General features: G+C 64.4%; 17 protein-coding genes and 1 other RNA gene. 16 read left to right on the top strand and 2 right to left on the bottom strand.

Annotated features, from left to right (window positions below):
• Positions 1-69: 69 nt before the first annotated feature.
• The 16 genes from ACFFGH_RS03810 to coaE all read left to right on the top strand — a co-directional run bounded on the left by ACFFGH_RS03810 (position 70) and on the right by coaE (position 17442).
• On the top strand, positions 70-4653 hold the full coding sequence (locus ACFFGH_RS03810; protein ID WP_386664949.1) for an EAL domain-containing protein: 4584 nt from the start codon (positions 70-72) through the stop codon (positions 4651-4653).
• A 30-nt stretch (positions 4654-4683) separates the two neighbouring features.
• Positions 4684-4902, top strand: a complete 219-nt coding sequence (locus ACFFGH_RS03805) for a TIGR02449 family protein (RefSeq protein WP_386664948.1) — start codon at positions 4684-4686, stop codon at positions 4900-4902.
• Positions 4902-5207, top strand: coding sequence for a cell division protein ZapA (locus ACFFGH_RS03800; protein WP_386667329.1), 306 nt, complete (start codon positions 4902-4904; stop codon positions 5205-5207). Before ACFFGH_RS03805 ends, ACFFGH_RS03800 begins: the two co-directional genes overlap by 1 nt.
• A 93-nt stretch (positions 5208-5300) precedes the next feature.
• Positions 5301-5486: non-coding RNA, 6S RNA (gene ssrS, locus ACFFGH_RS03795), on the top strand.
• A gap of 98 nt (positions 5487-5584) precedes the next feature.
• Positions 5585-6169 carry a 5-formyltetrahydrofolate cyclo-ligase gene (locus ACFFGH_RS03790; RefSeq protein ID WP_386664946.1) on the top strand — a complete coding sequence of 195 codons (585 nt, stop codon included), beginning with the start codon at positions 5585-5587 and terminating at the stop codon, positions 6167-6169.
• Entirely contained in the window at positions 6166-6636 is a 471-nt protein-coding gene (locus ACFFGH_RS03785) for an EVE domain-containing protein (protein ID WP_386664945.1), read from the top strand. The genes ACFFGH_RS03790 and ACFFGH_RS03785 overlap by 4 nt, the downstream gene beginning before the upstream one ends.
• 17 nt (positions 6637-6653) lie before the next feature.
• Entirely contained in the window at positions 6654-7316 is a 663-nt protein-coding gene (gene rpiA, locus ACFFGH_RS03780) for a ribose-5-phosphate isomerase RpiA (protein ID WP_386664943.1), read from the top strand.
• A gap of 692 nt (positions 7317-8008) precedes the next feature.
• Positions 8009-8413, top strand: a complete 405-nt coding sequence (locus tag ACFFGH_RS03775) for a pilin (protein WP_386664942.1) — start codon at positions 8009-8011, stop codon at positions 8411-8413.
• Positions 8414-8509: 96 nt separating this feature from the next.
• Entirely contained in the window at positions 8510-10528 is a 2019-nt protein-coding gene (locus ACFFGH_RS03770) for a hypothetical protein (RefSeq protein ID WP_386664940.1), read from the top strand.
• Positions 10525-11715 (top strand): glycosyltransferase family 2 protein, encoded by a 1191-nt coding sequence (locus ACFFGH_RS03765; protein ID WP_386664938.1) that lies wholly within the window; start codon positions 10525-10527, stop codon positions 11713-11715. The genes ACFFGH_RS03770 and ACFFGH_RS03765 overlap by 4 nt, the downstream gene beginning before the upstream one ends.
• Positions 11716-12120, top strand: a complete 405-nt coding sequence (locus tag ACFFGH_RS03760) for a GtrA family protein (protein WP_386664937.1) — start codon at positions 11716-11718, stop codon at positions 12118-12120.
• On the top strand, positions 12033-12827 hold the full coding sequence (locus ACFFGH_RS03755; RefSeq protein WP_386664935.1) for a methyltransferase domain-containing protein: 795 nt from the start codon (positions 12033-12035) through the stop codon (positions 12825-12827). Before ACFFGH_RS03760 ends, ACFFGH_RS03755 begins: the two co-directional genes overlap by 88 nt.
• A gap of 110 nt (positions 12828-12937) precedes the next feature.
• Positions 12938-14668, top strand: a complete 1731-nt coding sequence (pilB, locus tag ACFFGH_RS03750) for a type IV-A pilus assembly ATPase PilB (protein WP_386664933.1) — start codon at positions 12938-12940, stop codon at positions 14666-14668.
• A 3-nt stretch (positions 14669-14671) separates the two neighbouring features.
• Positions 14672-15925, top strand: coding sequence for a type II secretion system F family protein (locus ACFFGH_RS03745; protein WP_386664932.1), 1254 nt, complete (start codon positions 14672-14674; stop codon positions 15923-15925).
• 15 nt (positions 15926-15940) lie between these two features.
• On the top strand, positions 15941-16804 hold the full coding sequence (locus tag ACFFGH_RS03740; protein WP_386664930.1) for a prepilin peptidase: 864 nt from the start codon (positions 15941-15943) through the stop codon (positions 16802-16804).
• A gap of 2 nt (positions 16805-16806) precedes the next feature.
• Positions 16807-17442 (top strand): dephospho-CoA kinase, encoded by a 636-nt coding sequence (coaE, locus tag ACFFGH_RS03735; protein WP_386664928.1) that lies wholly within the window; start codon positions 16807-16809, stop codon positions 17440-17442.
• A gap of 106 nt (positions 17443-17548) precedes the next feature.
• On the opposite strand, the gene ACFFGH_RS03730 is transcribed toward coaE, so the two are convergent.
• Entirely contained in the window at positions 17549-18535 is a 987-nt protein-coding gene (locus tag ACFFGH_RS03730) for a Nudix family hydrolase (protein WP_386664926.1), read from the bottom strand.
• A 153-nt stretch (positions 18536-18688) separates the two neighbouring features.
• Positions 18689-21421 carry a preprotein translocase subunit SecA gene (gene secA / locus ACFFGH_RS03725; RefSeq protein WP_386664924.1) on the bottom strand — a complete coding sequence of 911 codons (2733 nt, stop codon included), beginning with the start codon at positions 21419-21421 and terminating at the stop codon, positions 18689-18691.
• Positions 21422-21581: the final 160 nt, after the last annotated feature.

Here is a 21581-nt window from a genome sequence, read left to right as displayed (position 1 = left end):
GTAGCGAACGCACCGGCGGTTGCCCCGCCGTTGCAGGCACGACACACTGGCCTCCGCTGAAGCGCAACGGTGTCCGTGCGTCCGTTTTCCGCCCTCGCAATTGCGCTATGTCTGCTCGCGGCCCTGCTGGTTTCCCCGGCATGGGCACCTGACGCGCGGGCCGGGACGCGTGATTTCCATTTCAACCGGCTCGGTCGCGAGCACGGGCTACGGCAGAGTTCGGTCACGGCGATCGTGCAGGACGGCCAGGGCTTCATCTGGGTGGGCACCCAGGGCGGGCTGCACCGGTTCGACGGCCAGCGTTACACCGCGTTCCGACACGATCCGCGTGATGCCGCGACGTTGCCCGACAGCTTCATCACGGCGCTGGCTGTCGACGACACGCAGCGGCTCTGGGTCGGCACGAATTCGCAGTACGTCTCGTCCGTCGACCTCGACACCGGCTCGATCCGCCGCTACACGCCGGGCCCGGATGCCACGCCCGCTGACGGCCAGGTCCGCGCGGTGCTGCCGCAGGGCGACCGCTTGTGGATCGGCACCAGCGCCGGGCTGAAACAGCTCGATCCGCGGACGGGCACCTCGCGCACGGTGATGCCGCTCGCCGATCAACCCAGCGGCCTGACGTCCTCGCAGAGCCTGGTCCCCGCTGCCGACGGCGGCGTGTGGTTCGGCGCGTCCAGCGGGCTGCACCACGTGGCCGCCAACGGCCAGGTCATCCGGGTCGGGCCGGCGGCGCCCGTGCGCAGCCTCGAGGTCGATGCGCGCGGCCGTCTCTGGGTCGGCCGCCTCGACGGGCTGGACCGTCTCGAGCCTGACGGCCGCTCGCTGCGACGCATCTGGCCGGGCGCGGGCGACGAACGCGACGGCGGCGAGATCCGCTCGATCGCGCAGGCTCCGGACGGGCACCTGTGGCTGTCGGTGTTCGGCAAGGGCCTGGTGCGGTTCAATCCGGACACCGGAGCGACGCGCCGCCTGCATGCGGAGACGCGCTCGTCCGCAAACCTGCCGGAAAACACGATCGAAACGCTGTTCATCGACGCCGGCGGCATGCTCTGGGCGGGCAGCGTATTCCGTGGCGTTGGCGTTGCCGATACACGCGGCACCCGTTTCAGCTATGTGCTCGGCCCGCATCGCAAGACCAGCGTCGGCTTCGCTACCGGAGACAGCATCCGCGCGATCGCCGAGGACGACGACCGCAGCCTCTGGCTCGGCACCGACAATGCGCGGCTGCTGCGCTACGAGCCGGCATCGGACAGTTTCCAGGACCACACCGAGCGTCTGCCCGACGCGCCCGCGGCCGCCATCAGCCCCCGCGCGCGGGTGCAGGCGATCGCCGACGCGGGCCAGCGCCGTTTCTGGCTCGCGACCAGCCAGGGCCTGTACCGTTTCGACACCGAGCGCCTGCAGCTTCAGCGCGTCGAGTTGCCGGGCCTGCCGGGTGTATCGCTGCGCAGTGTGCTGGTCGGCCGCAACGGCGATCTCTGGCTCGGCACGCATGGCCGCGGCCTCGTGCGGTATCGGCCTCAGGACGGCAGCGTCGCGCAGTACAGCCATCGTGCCGGCGACCCCGCCTCGCTGCCCCACCCGGTCGTGTTCGCACTGCTCGAGGACCGCCGCGGCCGCATCTGGGTCGGCACCGGCGACGGGCTTGCCGTGCTCGATCCGACCACCGGCGGGGTGCGGCAGTTCCGCCACGTCCCGAACAACGCGACCAGCCTTCCGGCGAACATCGTGCGCGCGCTGCACCAGGACGCGGCCGGCCAGATCTGGGTCGGATCGCACGCCGGCCTGAGCCGGGTCGTCGTGGGCACCCGGCCCGACGGTGGCGAGCACATCTCGTTCGTGCACCCGCTGGCCGAAAGCGCCGGCGACTCCGGTGTGCCGGTCGTGTTCACGATCGCCGAGCGCCCGCCCGGGCGGCTGTGGCTCGGCACTGACCAAGGCATCGTCCGCTTCGGCATCCGCAGCGGACGCCGCCGTAACTACGGGATCGCCGACGGGCTGCAGGACCTCGAATTCAATGGCGGCGCGGTCGGCTACCTCGCAGACGGCCGGCTGGCGTTCGGCGGCGTCAGCGGGCTGAACCTGTTCGATCCGGCGCGCGAGCGCGACTCGACCTACACGCCGCCATTGCGCCTGCTGTCGGCCCGCATCGACAGCGACGCACCCGACCAGGACGGCATGCTCTGGCGACCGGAGCGCATCGAGGTGCCGGCCACCTCCGACCTGCTGCGCCTGCGCATCGGCGCGCTCGACTACTCGCCGGCGGCGCAGCCGCGTTACCGCTACCGGATGGACGGGTTCGATCGCGACTGGATCGACAACGGCATCCAGCAGGACATCACCTACACGCGCCTGCCGCCCGGCGATTACGTGTTCCGCGCCCAGGCGGGCAGCCACGACAACGGCTGGAACCCGAACGAGCTGCGCATCCCCGTACAGGTCGCAGCGCCGCTCTGGCGTCACCCGCTCGTGCTGGCCGCGGCGGCGATCATGGCGCTTGCAGCACTCGGCCTGCTCGGTTGGCAACTGCACCTGCGCCGGCTGCGTGAACGCGGCTATTTCGCGCAGATCCGCGAGCGCGAAGAACGACTGAAGCTCGCGCTGTGGGCCTCGGGCGAACAGTTCTGGGACTTCGACCTGCGCACCCGCGCCCTGCACCGGATGCGCGTCGACGAGGAGGTCGGCCCGACGCCATTCATCGGCATGCAGAGCCAGTTCGAGGCGAACCACGAGATCCATCCCGACGATCTGCCGCGCGTGCTCGACGAGCTGCGCCGCCACCTGCGCGGACAGGCCGCGCTGTTCCTGTCCGAGCACCGCATCCGCGTGGGTCCCGGCCGCTGGAGCTGGGTTCGCGCACGCGGTCGCGTGGTCGAGCGCGACGCTGATGGCCGCGCACTGCGCGTTTCGGGGACCGCACGCGACATCAACGCCAGCCGCAGCGCCGAACGCGAGCGCCGCGTCGCCAGCGAAGTCCTGCGCAGCATGGCCGAGGCGGTAGCGGTGTTCGACCGCGACTTCACGTTCGTCTCGGTCAATCCCGCGTTCGCGCGCATGACCGGTTACAGCGACACCGAAGTCATCGGCCGGCCCACGCGCGTGCTCGACAGCCCCCAGCACGACGCCGAGCTGTACCGGCATATGCGTGCCGAGCTCGAACGCCTGGGCCACTGGTCCGGCGAGCTGTGGCAGCGACGCAAGGACGGCAGCGAATTCCTGTGCTGGCTGCAGGCCAGCGCGGTCGAGGACACCGGCGACTCGCGCGACCTCTACGTCGCGGTGCTGGCCGATGTCACCGACCAGAAGCGCGCCGAGCAGGAGCTGCGCTACCTCGCGAACTACGACACCCTGACCAGCCTGCCGAATCGCACGCTGCTGTCCGAGCGCCTGTCACGCGCAATCGTCCGCGCCCGCCGCCACGACACCAAGATCGCACTGCTGTTCCTCGACCTCGACCGCTTCAAGGACATCAACGATTCGCTCGGCCATGCCACCGGCGACCGCATCCTGCGCGCGGCCGCATCGCGGCTGCAGCAGATCGTCGGCCCCCAGCACACGGTCGCGCGACTGGGCGGTGACGAGTTCACCGTCGTACTCGAGCGCATCGGCAGCGCCGAGCAGGCCGAGCAGGTCGCAGCCGAGATCATCCGCGCATTCGGCGCGCCGCTCGACATCGACGACCGGCAGGACCTCGCGATCTCGCCGTCGATCGGCATCGCGCTCTATCCCGATCACGCACTGGTGCCGACCGACCTGCTCAAGCACGCCGACACCGCGATGTACCAGGCCAAGGCGATCGGGCGGCGCACCTTCATGCGCTACCACGAAGGCATGGACGTCGAAGTGCGGCGGCGGGCCACGATTTCCGGCGCGCTTCGCAACGTCATCGAGCGCAACGAGCTGCGCCTCGTGTTCCAGCCGCGTCTTTCGCTGCGCGACGAGCGCATCACCGGCGTCGAAGCGCTGCTGCGCTGGAGCAGCCCGGAACACGGCGAGATTCCGCCGGCGCAATTCATTCCGCTGGCAGAGGAAAGCGGCCTCATTCTCGAGATCGGCGAATGGGTACTGCACCAGGCCTGCCACATGCTGCGCCGCTGGCGCGACCTGGGCCTGACCGACCTCACGATGGCCGTGAACGTGTCGGCGTTGCAGCTGCTGCGCAGCGACTTCACACGCGTGGTCGCGAACGCGCTCGAAGACAGCGGCGTGCCGGCGAACTGCCTGGAGCTGGAGCTGACCGAAAGCGTGCTGATGGCGAACGCGCAGGCGACCGCCGCGACGTTGCAGGCGTTCCGCGAACTCGGCGTCGGTATCGCGATCGACGACTTCGGTACGGGCTATTCCTCGCTTGCCTATCTCAAGCGGCTGCCGCTGAGCACGCTGAAGATCGACAAGGAATTCATCGGCGACATCACCCATGACGTCGATGACGAAGCGATCACCAGCACCGTCATCACGATGGCGCATTCGCTGGGTTTGACGGTCGTCGCGGAAGGTGTCGAGACGCCCGCGCAGGTGCAGTTCCTGCGCGATCACGGCTGTGACGAGGTGCAGGGCTACTGGCTTGCCCGGCCACTCGATCCGGACGCCTGCGTCGCGTTCATCCGCTCTTGGACACCGGAGCCGCGGCCTGCGGTGCTCGCGCCTTGACCGGATGACCCGGGCTGCTATCTTGCCGCCATGGACGCCGACCTCAACGCACAGCTCGAGCAGCTCGTCAGCCGGGTCGAAATGCTGTCCGAACGACTGCGACGGCTGACCGACGAGAACCGCAGCCTGCGCCAGCAGCAGGAACAGCTTGCGAGCGAGCGCGCCACCCTGCTCGCGAAGAACGAGCAGGCGCGCGTGCGGGTCGAAGCCATGATTGCGCGCCTGAAATCGCTGGAGCAGCACACATGATGCGTACCGCTTCCGAACCGGTCACGATCCGCCTGCTCGACCGCGAGTACACGGTCGGCTGCACGCCCGACGAGCGCGACAGCCTGGTAGCGGCCGCTCGCCTGCTGGACGCGAAGATGCGCGAGATCCGTGGCAGCAACCGCATGGTCGCACTCGACCGCGTGGCCGTGCTCGCGGCGCTGAACTTCGCGCATGAGGTGCAGCAACTCAAACATGACAGCGAGGGCCGCGACCGCGAGCTCTCGCGTACTCTGGCCGACCTCAACCGCCGACTCGATGGCCTGCTCGAGCCCGCAGCGCGCTGATCTTTTCATCGCACAAGCACAGCGATGAATCACGCCCGACCGCTGCCGACGAACGGATGCGCAGGCGACTGCGGCGTGCGTATACTGCCTCCACGTCCTCTGCTGTGAGCGACGGCGTGCGCAAACATTCGCCTTGTCCCTTAATTGCGACCGCGGGTGTGTAACGGGTGCCTGGTGTGCAAGTCCGCCTTCGAGCGGAACGCCCGACGGCATCCCAGCACTCCCACTTGAACCCCGGGTTCAAGGTCGTTTCGCACGCATCGCCATGGTGGAGGACTTTTCTTTGAGTCCCGCTGCAGGTCATCCGCAGCCGGGACGACTGGGGCAGCAGCACCGCTGCGCTCCGACTTCCCTCCGTGTCGAATCACCGGTTCCGCATGACGTCCGATCGCGATGCCCTGCGCCTTGAACTGCGCGCCCGACGCCGCTCCCTGACCGCTCCGCAACGCATCGCTGCCGCTGAAGGCCTCGCGGCGCGCCTGCTGTCGCTTCCATGTGCGCCGACCTCGGGCTACGTCGCGGGCTACTGGGCATCCGATGGGGAAATCGCCCTGCATGCATGGCAGACACGTCTGCCGAAAGGAAGCGTCTACTGCCTGCCGGTGCTGCAGCCCGGCACGCTGCGTTTCGCGCCGTGGCGCTTCGGCGATCCGCTGGTCACGAATCGCTACGGCATTCCCGAGCCCGACGTCGCGCCCGCCTCGTTGCTCGAGGCCGCCGATCTGTCACTGATCGTGATGCCGCTGGTCGGGTTCGACCCGCAGTGCCACCGGCTCGGGATGGGCGGCGGCTGGTACGATCGCGCCCTTGCTTTCCGCCTCGACTCACCAGCGCCGCCATGGCTAGTCGGTGCCGCGTTCGACGAACAGCAGGTTGACGCGCTCGACCGCGCCAGCTGGGACGTCGCACTCGACGTGGTCTGCACACCCTCCAGGACCTACGAACGCCCCGCCTCCGCATGACCGCGCGCCGCCGCTACTGGCTCATGAAATCCGAGCCCGACACGTTCTCGATCGACGACCTTGCGCGCGTGGGCACCGAACCATGGACCGGTGTGCGCAACTACCAGGCGCGCAACTTCATGCGCAACTCGATGCAGGTCGGCGACGGCGTTCTGTTCTACCACTCCAACTGCAGCCCGCCCGGCATCGTCGGCACCGCCACGGTCGCGTGCACTGCGTACCCGGACCCGACCCAGTTCGATCGGGCGTCGCACTACTTCGATCCGAAGGCGACGCAGGAAGAACCGCGCTGGCACATGGTCGACGTCACGTTCGAACGGCGCTTCAAGCGCACCGTCACGCTCGACGAGATCAAGCGCGAAGCCGATGCACTGGGCGAGGATTTCGCACTGATCCGCCGTGGCAACCGCCTGTCGATCCTGCCGGTGACTGCCGCGCAGTGGCAGCACCTGCTCTCGCTCGAATAACCCTTACTGGAAGCCCCATGACCGAAGCCAAGCGCCAGGCCGCCGAAAAAGCCATCGAGTACGTCGAGGACGGCATGATCGTCGGCGTCGGCACCGGATCGACGGTCGCGTACTTCATTGACGCGCTCGGCCGCATCGGCGACCGCATCAAAGGCGCGGTGTCGAGTTCGGAGCAGAGCACGCAGCGCCTGCGCGCGCTCGGCATCGAAGTGCTCGACCTGAACTCGACCGGCCCGCTGTCGCTGTATGTCGACGGCGCCGACGAATGCGACCCGCACAAGCGCCTGATCAAGGGCGGCGGCGCCGCGCTCACGCGCGAAAAGATCATCGCCGAGGCCAGCGAGAAGTTCGTCTGCATCGTTGATCCGGCCAAGCAGGTCGACGTGCTCGGCCGCTTTCCGCTGCCAGTCGAAGTCATCCCGATGGCGCGCAGCCTCGTTGCCCGCGAGCTCCTTGCAATCACGCGCGCGCAGCCCGTCTGGCGGCAGGACGCGGAAGGCCGCGGCGTCGTGACCGACAACGGTAATGCCATCCTCGACGTGCACGGTCTCGCGATTACCGATCCGGTGGCGCTGGAACAGGCGATCAACCAGATCCCGGGCGTTGTCAGCGTCGGCCTGTTCGCAAGGCGGCCTGCGGATGTGGTGATTGTCGGCGGGGAACCGCCGCGGGTGCTCTGAGGGCGTTTTTTGGAGACTGAGCGGCAGTGGCGCTTGGTAGTTCGCGAACGCCCAAGCCACAGCATGGTGTTGTCGATGTCGTTGGGTGCCTGCCGACTGTTGTCCACGACGATTTGCCAGTTGAGGTTGTTGCTTCAACCCAACTGAGCTGCGACTTGGGGCGGGGACCGGAACTGCACTCCCTCTTGATGCCCTGGTCGACCGCCGTCGCCGGCCTGCCCTGCGCGGGCCGTGCGGCACCCCGCGGCGGCATCCGCGGTGGCAGGACGCCGCGGTCACTCGATGCCCATCGGACCAAATTCGCTGCGATCGCCAGTGCGCGTAGCACAGAGGTCGTCGCTACCTCGAGCGACCGACCAAATCGGCTGGCCCCTCAACAGTAGCCATTCGAAGCGCAAATTCGCCTTGCTAAAAGCCTGATTCCGCGCAGACCTATCGCGAATGCCCCGAAAAAGTGACGCCCCGCGTCACTCCTGCATCGCGCAACTGACGCTCAGCGTCACGACATTGTGAACCGGGCCGAAACAATCGTGACCGTCGTTTCAGATCGAAACTCCGCCGCCCCGCATCCGTGCATTGGCACGCCTTGTGCGTATTCTTTCAAGGCACGTGCAGCTAAGCACGGCAAGCCGATGGACCGGAACGCCCGCCATGCAGGCACGTGAAGATCACAACCTCCTAGGGGATACACCATGAAGAAGCAGCAGGGCTTTACCTTGATCGAACTGATGATCGTCGTCGCGATCATCGGCATCCTGGCCGCGATTGCGCTGCCGGCGTATAGCGACTACACGAAGAAAGCGAAGATTTCGGAAGTGATGCTTGCGGCATCATCAGCACGCACAGCCGTCTCCGAGTACGCCGCGTCTACTGGCTCGCTGCCGCCGTCGACTTGGGTTCCGGAAACCCAGTCCTCGACCTATGTCAGTGGTGTCACCTGGGATGCGACTAACCGCACGCTCACGGCCGTTTCGACCGTGCCGGACGCTACAGGTAACATTGTACTGACCGGCGAGTTGCGGCCGAATGGCCAGGTGACCTGGACCTGCGGCGGCACCGTCGCGGCGAAGTACCGCCCCGGCAGCTGCCAGCAGTAAGCCCCCTACTGCGACTGGCTGTACCGAAGCCCCGCCACAGCGGGGCTTCTTTTTGATCCCGCCCAACGGAACGGTTCTAGCCGTCGCCCAACCAAGATGACCAAGAGTTTCGCAAGGATGCCACCGCCCAGCACCATGCGCCTTACTCTGGCGTGGCTCGTGGCGGCCGTTGCCTATGTAGCACTGACGCTCGTGTTCGGACGCGATGTCAACTGGGACCTGCTGAATTACCACGACTATCTAGCCTTCACCTCCACAGGCGACAGGCTCGACCGCGACTTCTTTCCCGCAGGAATTCAGAGCTATCAAAATCCATTGATCTACGCTCCATTCGAAGCGCTGCTGCGTAGCGGCCTGAACAGTGCGGGCATAGGCGTTGGGCTCGCACTGATCCATTCGGCGAACGCGCTGTTGCTGATGCTGATCTGCATGGAACTGGCGCGGTCGCTTCCACCTGAGCAGCGTCGCCTACTAATCCCAGGCTTCCTGCTTGGTGCTACATCCCCAATATTCCTATCGCACCTCGGTTCTACGTTTGTGGACCCGACTGCGTCCGTCGCGGTACTCGCTTCGGTGTGGCTACTCTTACGCCGGGAGCATTGGACGCTGGCGCTTGCAGCGGCTGGCCTTGCCGGCTTCGCAGCAGGCCTCAAGCTTACGAACATTGCATTCGCCGCCGCTCTTGGGCTGACCCTTGCGATCTGCCGACGTCCGTATGGCTGGCGATGGGCATGGGAGACCGCGGCGGCCGCAGCCGCCATGGTCATAGGGTTCCTGGTCGCCTACGCGCATTGGGGAGCCATATTGAGTAGCGAGCTTGGCAATCCAATATTTCCGCTGCTCAACGGCGCATTTAAATCACCACTCTTCGCACCATACGACGGCAACATCGTCCGCTTCATCCCCCAGGAGCCCGCAGATTTATTGGCGTTTCCCTTCCGAATTCTTCAGCACAACTCCTGGATATACGTGGAGGTTGCCGCGCCCGACCTACTGCCCGCGGCAGTCAGCGTTCTTGCAGCCGCTTCGCTTCTTATATACGTGGCTCGCCGCTCGCCTGCGAAGGTTGCCGACGCCCAACCGAGTGCCTCACCGGAACGATTCTGGGTGTTTCTGGCCGCAGCAGCGCTCACATGGCTTGCGACCTCCAGCAACGGCCGTTACGCACTGCCGTTGTTCATGCTGCTTGGCCCCGCATTCGCTTTGCTAGTGGGACGGCTGTTTCCCCTCAAGGCTGCCGGAATTGCCGCCGTTGTCGCCCTAGTCTTGCAATGGTTCAACACATACTCTGCAGGCGTGGAACGCTGGGGAGCACAAAGGTGGACGGAGGCGTGGATCCCGGTCGAGCTACCAAGACAACACCGCTCGCTCCCGGGCGCCTATGTTTCCTTGGACGCACAATCGCAGTCGTACCTAGTCCGGCACCTGCATCCGGATTCGACCTATATCAACCTCATCGGCAGCCATCATTCGATCCCGAGCCAAGGCCCTGCATTCGCACGCTTCCAGCGACTGCTAATGCGCCATCCTGAGCGCGCCTTCGCGGTCTTTAAAGAAGCACCGCTACCGGGCACGCGACCAAGCGTCAGAACGATGGCAGAACAAAAGTCAGCCCTGCTTGACCGTGTCGGCCTTCGCATTGACGCCAGCTCCTGCAGCATCGTCCGAATCGACAATGCAAAGCCGCTACCCGGCAAGTTGATCGAGGTGGTGAACCGACAGCTGCCGCCCCAGCGCAGTCGCCGTATTTTCATTTGCCGACTGACACCGGCACCGCCGTCTCCGGACCTTAAGCAACGCCGGAATGCGGCCTCAGCAGTAATGACGACACTCGAGGCTCGCTGCCCCGATCTTTTCTATCCTCCAGGACCTCAGACCGAAGGCTTGGGCACTCAGTGGTACCGCTCCTATACAAAATATGACAACGTTCTCGTTTCGGTGCATCTAGAAGATCGGACGGTGCGCTACTGGCTCACCGGGCAAGGCAAGGTAAAGGTTATCGGAAGACTCGACTCTTGGGCGCGCGATCTCGCAACCTTTGATTGCTCGCTCCCCGAAAGAGGACGACGCGGGGTCGCCTCCATCACCACCCTCCATGACATGGGGCCGCTATGAGCAATCTTGCTGCGCATTCATCGCCGGGCACTTCCCCCCTGCGCCTAACGATTCTAATGCCGTGCCTCAATGAAGCAGAAACACTGGCCGCATGTATCGCTAAGGCTCAACGATTCTTGGCGGATCATGGGGTGCAGGGCGAAGTCTTGGTCGCGGATAACGGGAGCACTGACGGCTCAATCGAGATTGCACGACAGCTTGGAGCACAGGTTATCCATGTCCCGATCAAGGGATATGGTGCTGCGCTCATCCACGGCATCGAGGCCGCACGCGGCGCGTACATCGTTATGGGCGATTCGGACGAGAGCTACGATTTCAGTGCGCTCGCGCCTTTCCTGACCCAGCTAGACCAAGGCGCCGACCTAGTGATGGGCAACCGCTTCCGGGGTGGTATCGCGCCCGGTGCGATGCCCGTACTGCATAGGTACCTAGGAAATCCGGTGCTTACCTTTATCGGCAGACTTTTTTTCAATGTCGACGCCGGCGATTTCCACTGCGGCCTACGCGCGTTTAGGACCGAATCTATCCGCAGGCTCCGTCTTTCCTCGCGCGGGATGGAATTCGCGAGCGAAATGATCGTCAAATCTGCTGTGGCCGGCCTTACTATCCGCGAAGTTCCGACCACCCTAAGTCCCGACGGACGGTCGCGCGCGCCCCATTTGCGCACATGGCGGGACGGCTGGAGGCATCTACGATTCCTGCTGATGTACAGCCCCCGCTGGCTGTTTCTTTACCCGGGGCTTCTGGCTATGGCACTAGGCCTTGTCCTAGCGGTTACGCTGGCATCCGGCCCTGCCCGCCTTGCACCGGGCATCACGCTAGACATTCATAGCCTGATCGTCGGCTGCCTGCTGACGCTCGTCGGTGCGCAAGCAACCACCTTCGCAGTGCTGGCCCGGCGCTTCGCCGCCGCGCAGGGCCTGCTGCCACCTAAAGCAGTACTCGACCGGTTGCCGATCTTCCGAACGCTTGAAGACTCTCTCATCCCTGCCGCTCTACTTGGGTTTGCCGGGCTGACCGGCATCGCCTACTCGTTGCACAGCTGGTGGGAGGCGGGGCTAGGAGAACTCGAGTTTGCCTCTCTGGCGCGTGTACTTATTCTGGCGTGTAGTGCCGTAGCGCTAGCAGCTCAGCTCGCATTCTCGGGTTTCTTGGCGGCAATCATAGACACCCGTCCAGGACGTTAGATGAGCTGGGCCGGCGCTGTCACACGGTTATGGCGCCTGGCCAGGTTCTTGGCCGCTGGAGCCACAGGATATGTAATCTATTACGCCGTCTCCTGGGCGACCACTCGGCACACCAACCTGAGCATCGGCCTTAGTGCATTGGTGGGTGTATCCGTGGCCCTACTGCCGACCTATCACCTTCAACGCCACCTTACGTTTAAAAGTTCCGCGCGATTAACCACGTCCCTCCCCGCTTATGCGGGCCTTCAGGTGGCTAATGGGGTGATTATTGCCACGAGCGCTACCACCCTCGAGCGATTTTTCGGCCCTTCAGCATTATGGCTGGCGCTGGCAGGGGGGATAGGGATAGGCGTGTCCTATGTCATCCAGTCAAAGTTTGTCTTCCGTCAGCGGATATCACTGTGATTCGCCATACGATTGATGCTCAATACAATAGTCGACGCGGTGGAGGCCTGATCGACCGGGTTACCGTAAGGGTCCGTCGCCGGATGTACGAAGCTTTTCTGGGCTACGGGGTAGAGCCCCACCATTCAGTGCTTGATGTTGGCGTAACCTCCGACCGAAGCCATCTCGCGTCGAACTATTTGGAGATGTGGCTGCCAAACAAGGAACGTATCACTGCGTGCGGTCTCGACGACGCATCTTTTCTTGAGGACTTATATCCCGGCCTTCGGTATGTCGTCGGTGATGGCTGCGACCTCCCTTTTGAGTCGTGCAGCTTCGACTTTGTCCACAGTAGCGCCGTGCTAGAGCATGTCGGCTCGGCAGAGCGTCAGACAAAGTTTCTGTCGGAGCTTCATCGCGTTGCGCGAATAGGGGCTTTCATTACGACACCCAACCGTTGGTTTCCGATTGAATTCCATACGACCCTGCCATTGCTTCACTGGTTGCCGAAACGTCAGTTCCGATCCCTTCTTCGCATGCTCGGCCATGTCGAGCTAGCGCAGGAACGCAACCTCAACCTACTTGGTACCGACGAGCTGGTACGCCTGTGCACTGAGGCCGGCGTCAACCACGTGGATGTGCGCCATGCGTATCTTTTAGGGGCACGTAGCAACATATTGGCGTTTATGAGACCCCGACCGGACGGGGACCCTTTTCAGGCCCGTTAGCGGGCCTTCTACGAAGCGGTCCGTGACAAGCAGCACAAGTCAAGCGGTGACTGGCTCGCCTCGGCCGCCGATCCAGTAAAGTCATCCAGGAGTTACCTGGGAAAGACTCCATGTCTGCCGTTGCAACTGCCAACCTGGTAGGAATTACCGGCATCGCCCGTCGTCTAGTTCTGGACGGGGCGATGGACGAGGCCGCCGCGCGTTCCGCGATGAGTGCTGCAAGCGCGGAGCGCAAGCCGCTGGCGTCCTATCTGAGCGAGAGACGGCTCGTTACCTCCAACCAGCTCGCGGCGGCAAACTCGGTTGAGTTCGGCGTGCCACTGTTTGATGCTGCCGCGATGGACCCGGCGCAGGCGGCCATCAAGCTCGTCAGTGAGGAGCTGCTCCGTAAACATCAGGTACTCCCGCTGTTTAAACGCGGCGGGCGCCTTTTTGTCGGGGTCGACGATCCGGCGAATGTTCAGGCGCTGGACGAGATCAAGTTCCATACGAATCTTGCCGTGGAGCCGATCCTTGTTGACCACGAAACGATTCGGCGTCACCTGGACAAGTGGCAGGAGAACAACGACACGCTGAGCGACGGCGGCCCAGACAGCGAGGGGCTCGAGAATCTCGAGATCGGTAGCAGCGACGAGGATCTAGCGGGGCCGAACGAGGCAGGTGTCGACGCAAGGACCGACGACACTCCGGTCGTCAAGTTCGTCAACAAGGTGCTAGTTGATGCGCTTCGGCGCGGGGCGTCCGACATTCACTTCGAACCCTACGAAACCGACTACCGGGTTCGCTTGCGAATTGATGGAATTCTTAAGCAGGTCGCCAAGGCACCGCAGAAGTTGAATTCCCGTATCGCGGCACGCCTCAAAGTGATGGCGCAGCTCGACATTGCCGAGAAGCGCGTTCCACAGGACGGGCGTATCAAGCTCAACCTCTCGAAGACAAAGCAGATCGACTTCCGCGTGAGCACGCTGCCAACAATGTTCGGCGAGAAGATCGTGCTGCGTATCCTCGACGGCAGCGCCGCCAAGCTTGGTATCGACAAGCTCGGCTATGAGGATGACCAGCGTGCGCTGTACGAGAAAGCGCTTGCCAACCCATACGGCATGATCCTTGTCACAGGTCCGACCGGCTCCGGCAAGACCGTTTCGCTATACACGGGGTTGAACATCCTCAACAACGAGGAGCGCAACATTTCGACGGCCGAGGACCCGGTTGAAATCCGCGTACCCGGTATCAACCAGGTGCAGATGAACGTAAAGCGCGGCATGACCTTTGCGGCCGCGCTGCGCAGCTTCCTGCGCCAGGACCCGGACGTCATCATGGTCGGCGAAATCCGTGACCTCGAGACTGCCGAAATTGCGATCAAGGCCGCGCAGACCGGCCATATGGTGCTGTCGACGCTGCACACCAACGACGCCCCGCAGACGATTTCGCGCCTGATGAACATGGGCGTGGCGCCCTACAACATCACCTCGTCGGTCACCCTCGTCATCGCCCAGCGCCTTGCGCGTCGCCTGCATGACTGCAAGCGTCCGGCCAAACTGCCCGACCACGCCCTGCTCGCCGAAGGCTTCACGCAGGACGAGATTGCCGCCGGCATGACGATCTACGAAGCCGTCGGCTGCCCGGATTGCACTGAGGGCTACAAGGGCCGTACCGGTATCTACCAAGTTATGCCGATGACCGATGAGATCCAGGCCATTGTGCTGAACGGTGGCAATGCGATGCAGATTGCCGAAGCATCGCGACGTTCCGGCATCCGGGACCTGCGCCAGTCGGCCTTGCTGAAAGTCAAGAAAGGCGTTACCAGCCTCGCCGAGATCAACCGAGTTACAAAGGACTAAGCCATGTCCGCATCACGAGCCGTTGCCAAACCCAAAACCATCCGCCGCGCCGACGCGATGCCGGTCTTTGTCTGGGAGGGCACGGACAAGCGCGGCATCACTATGAAGGGGGAGCAGCCGGCCAACAGTGCGAACCTCGTTCGGGCAGAACTTCGCCGGCAGGGCATTACGCCCAAGGTCGTCAAGCTCAAACCGAAGGCCCTCTTCGGCAGCACTGGCAAGCGCATTACTTCGCTGGATATTGCGGTGTTCAGTCGCCAGCTCGCCACGATGATGAAGTCGGGCGTGCCAATTGTTGGCTCTCTCGAAATCATTGGCAGCGGTCACAAGAACCCTAAATTTAGGGAGCTCATCAACAGTGTACGAGCCGATCTTGAAGGCGGCTCTTCAGTATACGAGGCGATGAACAAGCATCCGGTGCAGTTCGACGAGCTGTACCGTAATCTGGTCCGTGCAGGTGAATCCGCCGGCGTGCTCGAAACGGTGCTCGACACCGTAGCGACGTACAAGGAAAACCTCGAGGCACTGAAGGGCAAGATCAAGAAGGCGATGTTCTATCCGATCGCCGTACTCGCGGTCGCGTTGATCGTGAGTGCGATCTTGCTGATTTTCGTGGTACCGCAGTTCAAGGAGGTGTTCTCGAGCTTCGGCGCCGACTTGCCAGCCTTCACACTCATGATAATCGCGATGAGCGAGTTCATGATCAGCTGGTGGTGGCTGATGCTGCTCGGCCTGGCAGGTGCTGTGATGGGTTTCGTGGCGGCGAAAAAGCGTTCGCTCGCGTTCTCCCATTTCCTCGACCGCACGGTGCTGAAGCTGCCCGTTGTCGGCCAGATCCTCCATAACTCTGCAGTCGCCCGATTCGCACGCACGCTTGGCGTCACGTTCAAGGCCGGTGTCCCGCTGGTCGAGGCGTTGGACACCGTCGCGGGCGCAACCGGCAGCACCGTGTACGAAAAGGCAGTGAAGCGCATCCGCGACGACGTCTCGGTCGGTTACCAAGTCAACGTGGCGATGAAGCAGGTCAACCTGTTTCCGCACATGGTTGTGCAGATGACCGCAATCGGCGAGGAAGCCGGTGCGCTCGACACGATGCTGTTCAAGGTGGCCGAGTTCTACGAGCAGGAGGTCAACAACGCGGTCGATGCGCTGTCCAGCCTGCTCGAGCCGATGATCATGGTGGTGCTCGGCGTGCTGATCGGCGGCCTCGTGATCGGCATGTACCTTCCGATCTTCAAGCTCGGCGCGGTCGTCTGACGGCATAATCCAGGGATGGCTTTCCTCGACCACAACCCCGGCCTCGGCTATCCACTCGCGGCCGGTTTCGGACTGCTTGTCGGCAGCTTCCTCAATGTCGTGATCCTCCGGCTGCCGAAGCGGCTGGAGTGGGAGTGGCGGCGCGACAGCCGCGAAATGCTCGGCGAGCCTGAGGCCTACGATCCGCCGCCGCCGGGCATCGTCGTCGAGCGTTCGCACTGCACGCAGTGCAAGCGCCAGCTCGCCTGGTACGAGAACATCCCGGTCTTCAGCTGGCTGGCGCTGCGCGGGCGGTGTCGCAGTTGCGGCACCGGTATCTCGATGCAGTATCCGCTGGTCGAGCTGCTGACGATGCTGCTGTTCGTGGCGTGCGTATGGCGCTTCGGCTTCGGCTGGCAGGGCTTCGGCGCGATGGTCTTCACCGGCTTCCTGATCGCGCTGTCCGGGATCGACCTGCGAACGCAGCTGCTACCGGACCAGTTGACGTTGCCGCTGATGTGGCTCGGTCTGATCGCGGCGGCCGACAACTTATACATGCCGACAAAGCCCGCGCTGCTAGGCGCAGTGCTCGGCTACTTGAGCCTCTGGACCGTGTGGTGGCTGTTCAAGCAGATCACCGGCAAGGAAGGCATGGGCCACGGCGACTTCAAGCTGCTGGCGGCGATCGGGGCCTGGACCGGGCTCAAGGGCATCCTGCCGACGATCCTGCTCTCGTCGCTGGTCGGCGCGATCATCGGCTCGATCTGGCTCGCGATGAAGGGTCGCGACCGCGCGACGCCGATTCCGTTCGGTCCCTACCTTGCCGTGGCGGGCTGGATCGCGTTTTTCTGGGGCGAGCAGATCGTCTCGGGTTACATGCGTTATTCCGGCTTCGGTTGAGCGTGGCGACGTATTGCGTCGCGGTGACCGGCGGCGTGGCCTCGGGTAAAAGCGAGGTCACGCGGCGGTTCGAACGGCTCGGCATCGCAGTGGCGGATGCGGATGTCGCGGCGCGCTCGGCCGTGGCGGTTGGGACGCCCGGGTTGGCGGAAGTCGTTGCTGCATTCGGCCAGGGCGTGCTCGAGCCCGACGGTGCGCTCAATCGGAGTGCAATGCGCGAGCGCGTATTCGCCGATCCTGCGGCTCGCCGCACGCTCGAGCAGATCGTGCATCCGCGAGTGCGCAGCCTGTTGCAGACGCAGTGGCAGTACGCGAGCGGCCCGTACGCGGTCGTCGCGATTCCGCTGCTTGCCGAGGGTGGCGGCCGCGCGTCCTATCCGTGGATCGACCGGATCGTCGTGGTGGATGCCCCGCTCGAAGCGCAACGCGCGCGTCTGATGCAGCGCGACGGAAGCAGCGTCGCACTGGCTGATCACATGATTGCAGCGCAGGCGACGCGGGCTGCGCGCCTCGCCATAGCGGACGACGTGATCGTCAATGCCGGCGGGCTCGACGCAATCGATGACCACGTCGTGGCGCTCGATCGTCGCTACCGGTTGCTTGTCGCGCATAAAAGCGTGGCCGACGTGGCGAGCTGAAGCGGAAAGGACGGCCACGGGCGGAGAGCAGTACGTGGCCGAGGTATGGCACGCGTAGGTACACGACCATCATCCGTTGGCGCCCCACGCTCTACGGCAATCTAAGTCAGCCTTCGGCGAGATCGGACTCAGCCGGCCACAGTGCACGGATCGCTGCGACTCCCTGGGCGCCATTCGCGCGTGCCTGTGCCAAGTCCGCCGGGCCAACCCCGCCGATGGCGTACAGCGGCAGCGAAGTTTGCTCGCGTAGCGTAGCGAAGCCGGCCCATCCGATCCCCGCCTGCCCCGGGTGGCTGGGCGTGGTCGCAACGTTACCGACAACCGCGAAGTCGCATCCGATCGCTTCCGCGGCTTGAAGCTCAAGCGCGTCGTGACAGGACGCTGCTACGCGCGCGCCATCCTGCAACGGCCGCTGCTTTAGCTGCAAAAGCTGAGCTGCCTGCAGATGCACGCCCACTTCAAGCGCACGCGCGAGCTCGACGTCACCGTTGACGAGCACCTCGGCGCCGGCCGTGCGGCAAAGCTGCACGGCTCGAGCAGCCAGCTCATGCCACCCGCGCGGCTCCATCGCACGCGAGCGCAACTGCACGCGCCGGATCCCCTGCCCCAGCGCCTGCATCAGTGACGCCAACCACGTATCGGTATCGTCGCCGGGTTCGGGCGTGACAAGGTAACGATCGGGTTGCAGCAGCGCTGCCACAACAGGCCGGTCAGCGGGCGGCATCTCGTACAGCGGCAGCTTTTCCACCGGCACCCATGCGAGCGCCTGCCCCTCGCGGCCACGCGGCGTGCCTTGCCAGCGGTCGACGCAGCGCACATCGAGCTCAAGCCGCTTGCCCGGATAGCGCTGAGGCACCCGCATAAGAGCCGCGCCAACCTCCACGTCGATCCCGAGCTCTTCGTGCAACTCGCGGACGAGCGCAGTCTCGGGTGACTCACCGGCTTCGAGCTTGCCGCCCGGGAATTCCCAGAGGCCCGCAAGATCGCGCCCCTCGGTACGCCGGGCGAGCAGTACACGATCGCGCGCGTCGCGGATGACGCCGGCGACGACTTCGATTCGCGGCGGGATAGTTACGGCATCAGGAGCGGGCATGCACGGAGTCTGCAACGCGGGCCGGCGTTATACCGCGCCCAATGGAAGCAGCCCGTCACGACCGATCAGGGTGCCGGCCAGCCGCGCGGCGGCCGGCCGGTGCTCATCGGCCGTCGAGCGGTGCAATGCACCGCACCGAACGCGACGCGCAGATCAGGCGAGCTGCCCGTGGCAGTGCTTGTACTTGCGGCCGCTACCGCAGGGGCACGGTTCGTTGCGGCCGACCGACATGAATGCGTCGTTTCCGGTCGCCTCGACCGCACTGACCTGCGCTGCTTCTTCGCCCGCGCCCAGGCCGCCCATGTCGGCATGGCGGAACTGCATCTGCTGCGCCTGCTGCTGCGCCTGCGCACGCTCGGCCGCTTCCATCTGCGCGACCTCGTCCTCATTGCGGATGCGCACGCGCGCGAGAAGCATGACGACTTCGCGCTTGACCTTGTCGAGCATGTTCGAGAACAGCTCGAACGCTTCCTTCTTGTACTCCTGCTTCGGCTGCTTCTGCGCGTAACCCCGCAGATGGATGCCCTGGCGCAGGTAGTCCATGCGCGCGAGGTGCTCCTTCCAGCTCTGATCGAGCACGTTGAGCATGATGTGCTTCTCGAGCAGGCGCATCGTCTCGCTGCCGAGCTGCGTTTCGCGCTCGGCGAAGTGGCGCGCGACCGCCTGCCTGACCTCGTCCTCGATGTCCTCGGCCGACAGCTCGCTGCGCTGCTGCGCAAGCTGCTGCAGCGAAAGCTGCACGCCGAAGTCCTCGGCTAGCGCGGCTTCCAGCCCCGGCAGATCCCACTGCTCGTCGACCGAGTTCGGTGGGACGAACCGCGCGACCGTATCGGCCACGACGTCGTCGCGGATGCCCTCGACGTTCTCTTCGACGCTCTCGGCTTCTAGCAACTCGTTGCGCTGGCCATAGATGACCTTGCGCTGGTCGTTGTTGACGTCGTCGTAATCGAGAAGGTTCTTGCGGATGTCGAAGTTGTGCGCCTCGACCTTGCGCTGCGCGTTCGCGATCTGCTTCGTGACCAGGCCCGACTCGATGACGTCGTCTTCCTTCAGGCCCATGCGTGCCATCGCCTTCTGCACCCAGTCGGCGGCGAAGATGCGCATCAGATTGTCTTCAAGCGACAGATAGAAGCGCGACGAACCCGGGTCACCCTGACGACCGGCGCGGCCGCGCAGCTGGTTGTCGATGCGGCGCGATTCGTGGCGTTCGGTGCCCACGATATGGAGGCCACCGGCGGCCTTAACCGCGTCATGCCGCTGCTGCCACTCGGCCTTGAGCTTTGCCTTCGTCGCCTCGTCGACCGGCGCGCCGGTCTGCGCTTCAATCTGTGCAAGCTCGGCTTCGAGCGAACCGCCGAGCACGATGTCGGTACCGCGACCTGCCATGTTCGTTGCGATCGTGATCGCACCAGGACGGCCCGCCTGCGCGACGATCTGCGCCTCGCGCTCGTGCTGCTTCGCGTTGAGGACCTCGTGATGGATGCCAGCGTCGCGTAACTGCTGGCTCAGCATCTCGGAGACTTCGATCGAGGTCGTGCCGACCAGCACCGGCTGGCCTTTCGCGTTCGCTTCCTTGATCTCGTTGAGCACTGCGCGGTACTTGCCGGCGCGATTGAGGAACACCGCGTCCGGGTTGTCCTTTCGCTGCACGGGCTTGTGAGTCGGGATGACGACCACTTCCAGCGCGTAGATGTTCTGGAACTCGTAGGCTTCCGTGTCGGCCGTACCGGTCATGCCGGCCAGCTTCTTGTACATACGGAACAGGTTCTGGAACGTGATCGACGCGAGCGTCTGGTTTTCGCGCTGGACCGGCACGCCCTCCTTCGCCTCGACCGCCTGATGCAGGCCGTCTGACCAGCGACGACCGGCCAGCGTGCGGCCGGTGAACTCGTCGACGATGATGACTTCGCCGTCGCGCACGATGTAATCCACATCGCGCTGGTAGATCGCATGCGCTCGCAGCGCCGCGTTGAGGTGGTGCACGACGCTGAGGTTCGTGCCCGAGTACAGGCTGTCGTCCTCGCTGATGATGCCGGCCTCGCGCAGCAGCGCTTCGGCGTGCTCCTGCCCGGATTCGGACAGGTGCACCTGCTTGCCTTTCTCGTCAACCCAGTAATCGCCCTCGCCCTCTTCGGTGGCCTGGCGCGTGAGCTTGGGAACGATGCGATTGACCTTGATGTACAGCTCGGGCGACTCGTCGGCCGGACCGGAGATGATCAGCGGCGTACGTGCCTCGTCGATCAAGATCGAGTCGACCTCGTCGACGATCGCGTAATGCAGGCCGCGTTGGAACCGGTCGTCCTTCGACAGCGCCATGTTGTCGCGCAGGTAGTCGAAGCCGAACTCGTTATTGGTGCCGTAGGTGATGTCGCAGGCGTAGGCGGCGTGCTTGTCGCCGTGCGGCATGCCCGGGTATACGACGCCGACCGACAGGCCTAGCCAGTTATAGAGCTTGCCCATCCACGCCGAGTCACGCCGCGCCAGGTAGTCATTCACCGTGACGACATGCACGCCCTTGCCTTCCAGGGCGTTGAGGTAGACCGGCAACGTACCCACCAGCGTCTTGCCTTCGCCGGTGCGCATTTCGGCGATCTTGCCCAGGTGCAGCACCATGCCGCCGATCAGCTGGACGTCGTAGTGGCGCATGCCGAGCACGCGCTTGCTCGCCTCGCGGCAGACCGCGAACGCTTCGGGCAGGAGTTTGTCGAGCGACTCGCCGTTTTCGATGCGCTGCTTGAACTCGGGCGTCTTCGCCTGCAATTGCTCGTCGGTGAGCTTTTCCATCTCCGGCTCGAGCACGTTGACGCGCTCGACGGAGCGTTGCAGTTGTCGCAGCAGTCGATCGTTGCGGCTGCCGAAAACGCGGGTAAGCAAACTGTTGAGCATCGATGGGGCCGGAAGAAGGTGTCGGGACCGGCCCGCCGGCATGGAGTCATCCGGCAGGCAGCGGCAATAAAAAAGGGCGCGGGGCGCCCTTCACGGCATCGACCATTGTAGCTTGGGGTGGCCAGGCCGCGTATCAAGCGGTCCAGCCAGGACCAGGCCC

The organism is Lysobacter korlensis, assembly GCF_042434515.1.
Note: the sequence above shows the minus strand (reverse complement) of the source record. Positions and strands in the feature narration are given on the sequence as shown.

Excerpts from the sequence above, each read along its gene's own strand:
- ACFFGH_RS03805 (WP_386664948.1), top strand. The coding sequence starts at position 4,684 with ATGGACGCCGACCTCAACGCACAGCTCGAGCAGCTCGTCAGCCGGGTC.
- ACFFGH_RS03800 (WP_386667329.1), top strand. The coding sequence starts at position 4,902 with ATGCGTACCGCTTCCGAACCGGTCACGATCCGCCTGCTCGACCGCGAG.
- ACFFGH_RS03790 (WP_386664946.1), top strand. The coding sequence starts at position 5,585 with ATGACGTCCGATCGCGATGCCCTGCGCCTTGAACTGCGCGCCCGACGC.
- ACFFGH_RS03785 (WP_386664945.1), top strand. The coding sequence starts at position 6,166 with ATGACCGCGCGCCGCCGCTACTGGCTCATGAAATCCGAGCCCGACACG.
- rpiA (WP_386664943.1), top strand. The coding sequence starts at position 6,654 with ATGACCGAAGCCAAGCGCCAGGCCGCCGAAAAAGCCATCGAGTACGTC.
- ACFFGH_RS03775 (WP_386664942.1), top strand. The coding sequence starts at position 8,009 with ATGAAGAAGCAGCAGGGCTTTACCTTGATCGAACTGATGATCGTCGTC.
- ACFFGH_RS03770 (WP_386664940.1), top strand. The coding sequence starts at position 8,510 with ATGACCAAGAGTTTCGCAAGGATGCCACCGCCCAGCACCATGCGCCTT.
- ACFFGH_RS03765 (WP_386664938.1), top strand. The coding sequence starts at position 10,525 with ATGAGCAATCTTGCTGCGCATTCATCGCCGGGCACTTCCCCCCTGCGC.
- ACFFGH_RS03760 (WP_386664937.1), top strand. The coding sequence starts at position 11,716 with ATGAGCTGGGCCGGCGCTGTCACACGGTTATGGCGCCTGGCCAGGTTC.
- ACFFGH_RS03755 (WP_386664935.1), top strand. The coding sequence starts at position 12,033 with ATGGCTGGCGCTGGCAGGGGGGATAGGGATAGGCGTGTCCTATGTCAT.
- pilB (WP_386664933.1), top strand. The coding sequence starts at position 12,938 with ATGTCTGCCGTTGCAACTGCCAACCTGGTAGGAATTACCGGCATCGCC.
- ACFFGH_RS03745 (WP_386664932.1), top strand. The coding sequence starts at position 14,672 with ATGTCCGCATCACGAGCCGTTGCCAAACCCAAAACCATCCGCCGCGCC.
- ACFFGH_RS03740 (WP_386664930.1), top strand. The coding sequence starts at position 15,941 with ATGGCTTTCCTCGACCACAACCCCGGCCTCGGCTATCCACTCGCGGCC.
- ACFFGH_RS03730 (WP_386664926.1), bottom strand. The coding sequence starts at position 18,535 with ATGCCCGCTCCTGATGCCGTAACTATCCCGCCGCGAATCGAAGTCGTC.
- secA (WP_386664924.1), bottom strand. The coding sequence starts at position 21,421 with ATGCTCAACAGTTTGCTTACCCGCGTTTTCGGCAGCCGCAACGATCGA.